Origin of the sequence: Kytococcus sp. HMSC28H12 (assembly GCF_001816045.1) — a bacterium.
Classification (GTDB): domain Bacteria; phylum Actinomycetota; class Actinomycetes; order Actinomycetales; family Dermatophilaceae; genus Kytococcus; species Kytococcus schroeteri.
Genome location: NZ_KV824500.1, coordinates 1 through 3,675, shown reverse-complemented (window position 1 = coordinate 3,675; position 3,675 = coordinate 1). Strand labels below are relative to the sequence as shown.

General features: G+C 72.7%; 3 protein-coding genes. 2 read left to right on the top strand and 1 reads right to left on the bottom strand.

Annotated elements, in window-relative coordinates:
- The coding region (locus HMPREF3099_RS12915; RefSeq protein WP_168168477.1) for a hypothetical protein at positions 1 to 1,047 on the bottom strand (1,047 nt) is incomplete at its 3' end.
- 229 nt (positions 1,048 to 1,276) lie between these two features.
- Between HMPREF3099_RS12915 and HMPREF3099_RS07210 the strand changes: the two genes are divergently transcribed.
- Both HMPREF3099_RS07210 and thrC read left to right on the top strand, forming a co-directional pair.
- Positions 1,277 to 2,527 (top strand): homoserine dehydrogenase, encoded by a 1,251-nt coding sequence (locus tag HMPREF3099_RS07210; RefSeq protein WP_070705361.1) that lies wholly within the window; start codon positions 1,277 to 1,279, stop codon positions 2,525 to 2,527.
- Positions 2,524 to 3,675: threonine synthase (gene thrC / locus HMPREF3099_RS07205; RefSeq protein ID WP_070705360.1), on the top strand; the 1,152-nt coding region annotated here is incomplete at its 3' end. The genes HMPREF3099_RS07210 and thrC, both read left to right, overlap by 4 nt.

Here is a 3,675-nt window from a genome sequence, read left to right as displayed (position 1 = left end):
GAGGCCGTGCTGGCCGTGGCCAACCTGCTGGACGAACTCGTCGTAGTCCTTCTTCTCGGTGGCGTCCAGCGAGGCCGGGTCCACGAAGTCCTTGACCTGGGTGAAGTCGAGGTCCAGGCCCTTGAGCTGGTCGCCGTCGAGGGTCACGTCGATGGTCGCCTTGGCGTCGTCCTTGATGGCCTTCTTGTTCTCCTCGGTGAGCGTCGGCAGCTTCTCCGAGGGGTCCGTGATGTTCTGGTTCACGATGGCGGCGAAGTCGTCCCAGCTCTCCTCCACCGGCACAGCCACGTGCACCACGTCTCCCTCGCGGGTGAACTCGCCGTGCTCGTCCATGAAGGTCTTGAGGTCCTGCTGCATCTTCAGCTGCTGCTGGGCGGACACCTCGGTGCCGCCGGTGGCCTCCTTGGTGAGGTCCTCCAGGGTGAGCCCCTGCTTCTGCAGCTCGGACTCCACCTGCTCGGAGGAGACACCGACCCACTCGCCGGAGAGGGCCTTGGTGAGGAACTGCATCGAGGGGTCGTCGGCCGGGGCACCGGAGCCGCCGGTGAGGCCCATCTTGAGCTGGTCGGCGGTGAACAGGCCGGTCTCCTGACCGATCTTGTCCACGTCGGCGCGCATGTACATGCCGCCCTCGACCTGGCGGAACTCGACCTTTCCCTCGCCGATGTGCAGGGTCATGGCGGTGTCGAGGTCCTTGGCGTCCTTCTCCTCGGAGAGGGCCTGGTCGCGCGAGTGGGTCGAGACCGTGATCCTGGACTTGGGCAGCAGCTCGGTGACCTTCTCCACGGCCATCCGGTCGTCAGAGCTCAGGGTGGAGAAGTCGGAGGACTCCGTGAGCTTCTTGAGCGACTCCGAGGAGCTGTCCAGGGAGATCGTGGCCGTCTGGTCCTTGGCCTCGTTGGCCTTGTCGAAGGCCTGCGACACGGCGGCCTTCGGGTCGGAGTCGGCTTGGGCGGAGCCACCGCCGCCACCGTTGTCCTCGTTGCACCCGGCGAGCACCACGGTGGTGCTCATCGCGGCCAGCAGCGTCAGGGTCGTGCGCTTCATGGTGCCCCCTCGGGGTCATCGGCGTGCCGGCTCTCGGCACCTGCCCCAAGTATCGCCCGAGGCACCGACGGCCCCCGCGCGGCCCCGGGCGGAGACCCGGGCACGGCCCCTCCTACCAGGCGGGGAGGCGTCGTTAGGCTGGCGCCACCGCCGGCCCAGCCGGTGGCCGGGCGGGACCAGACCACGAGACGACTGGAAGACCCGGGACGAGACCACCCAGGAGGCCGACATGACGGAACAGACCGAGGGCGTGCGCAGCGTGGGGGTGGCCGTCCTGGGCTACGGGACGGTGGGCCAGGGGGTCGTCGACCTGCTGGGCCGGCACCGTGGGCGTTGGCTGGACCAGCTGGGCACCGACGTGGTGGTGCGTCACGTGGTGGTGCGCGACCTGCACCGCGAGCGCGACGTCCCCGCCCCTGCCGGCACCCTGAGCACTGACGCCCGGGGGGCGGTGACCGACCCGTCGGTGGACCTCGTGGTGGAGGTGGCCGGGCCCGTCGAGGAGGGCCTGGAGCTGGTGGGCGAGGCGCTGCGCCAGGGCAAGCACGTGGTCACCGCCAACAAGGCGCTGCTCAGCGCGCACGGCGAGGAGCTCACCGCGCTGGCCCAGGAGCAGGGGGTGAACCTGCTCTTCGAGGCCGCCGTGGCCGGTGGGGTGCCGTGCGTGCGGGCCCTGCGCGACCTCGTCCGCGTGGACCGGGTGCGTTCGGTGAGCGGCATCCTCAACGGCTCGTGCAACTACATCCTCTCGGCCATGGAGTCCGGGCGGGACTACGGCGTGGTGGCCGCCGAGGCCCAGCAGCTGGGCTACCTGGAGGCCGACCCGAGCGCCGACGTGAGCGGGGCGGACTCGCTGCGCAAGCTGCGCATCCTGGCCTCGATGGCGTTCGGCGGCCCGGTGACCGAGCCTCACATCCTGTGCACCGGCATCGAGCGGGTGTCGGCGGCCGACCTGCAGGCGCTGCGCACGGCGCCCGGCGGCCCGCGCGTGGTGCGCCTGGTGGGTGAGGCGCACGCCGTGCAGGGTCCCGGCGGCCACGAGGTGACCGCCGTCGTCGAGCCGGTCGCCGTGCCGCCGGAGCACTGGGCGGCCAGCATCACCGGGTCCACCAACGCGGTCACCTTCGAGGCCGACCACGTGGGTGCCCTGACCTTCGCCGGGCCCGGCGCGGGGCGCTACGAGACCGCCTCGGCGGTGCTCACCGACGTGGTGGACGTGCTGCTGGGTGCGGTGCCCACCACCAGCCCGCTCTCGGACGCCCCGCTGCACGACGCGAACGCCACCGTGACCGGCCGCTGGTACCTGCGCAGCAGCGCCGCCCTGGCGGGGCAGGCCGAGGCCCTGTTGCAGGACCGGCTGGGTTCCGACCCGGTGGCGGGCATCACCGGTCCGCTGCGCCGGGCCGTGCTGCAGCCCTGGCTGGACGACCCGGGCAGCTGCGTCGTCCGCTGGGAGGCCGCCGGCGAGGGGGCGGCATGAGGTTCACCAGCACCCGCGGTCAGGCACCGGCGGTGGGCGCGGCCCGGGCGGTGCTCGACGGCCTGGCCCCCGACGGCGGGCTCTACGTTCCCGAGCGCATCGAGCCGCTGGACGTGGAGTCCCTGCTCGACGCCCCCTGGGCCGAGGTGGCCACGGCGGTCATGGCGCCCTACCTCACCGGGGAGGGCGGCCTGCCGGCCGACGGGCTGCGGGAGGCCGTCGAGGCGGCGGCGGCCCGCTTCGAGACCGAGGAGGTGGTACCGCTGACCGTCCTCGGCGAGGCGGACGGGACGATCGGCCTGCTGGAGCTCTTCCACGGGCCCACGCACGCCTTCAAGGACGTCGCGCTCACGCTGCTGCCCCACCTGGTGACGCTGGCGCGCACCGCCGAGGGGCAGCAGGGCACCACACTGGTGCTCACCGCCACCAGCGGCGACACCGGCAAGGCGGCGCTCGAGGGCTTCAAGGACGTGCCCGACACCGAGGTGGTGGTGCTGTACCCCACCGAGGGCGTGAGCTTCATGCAGAAGCAGCAGATGCGCACCCAGGCCGGTGGCAACGTGCACGTGCTGGGCATCCACGGCGACTTCGACGACGCCCAGCGCGCGGTGAAGGCGCTCTTCGCCGATGCGGGTGCCCGGGAGCGGCTCACCGGCCGCGGGTACGCGGTGAGCTCGGCCAACTCCATCAACCTGGGGCGCCTGCTGCCGCAGGTGGTCTACTACGTGACCGGCTACGCGGCCCTGCGCCGGGCCGGCGTGGTGGCCGCCGGCGAGCCGGTCGACGTGGTGGTGCCCACGGGAAACTTCGGCAACCTGCTGGCCGCCACCTGGGCCCGCGCCGCGGGCGTGCCGCTGGGCACCGCCGTGTGCGCGACCAACGAGAACCGGGTGCTGGCGGACTTCTTCGCCACCGGCACCTACGACGCCCGACGCGGGCTGGTGCGCACGGACTCGCCCTCGATGGACATCCTCGTCTCGAGCAACCTGGAGCGCTTCCTGCACGACACCAGCGGGCGCGACAGCGACCGGGTGCGCGCGGCGATGGCGCAGCTGGCCGACGAGCGGGTCTTCGACTGGGGCGCGCTGCCCGGGGAGCCGGCGGACCTGCCCGAGGGCGCGGACGCCTCCCGGCACCGGGTGGTGGCC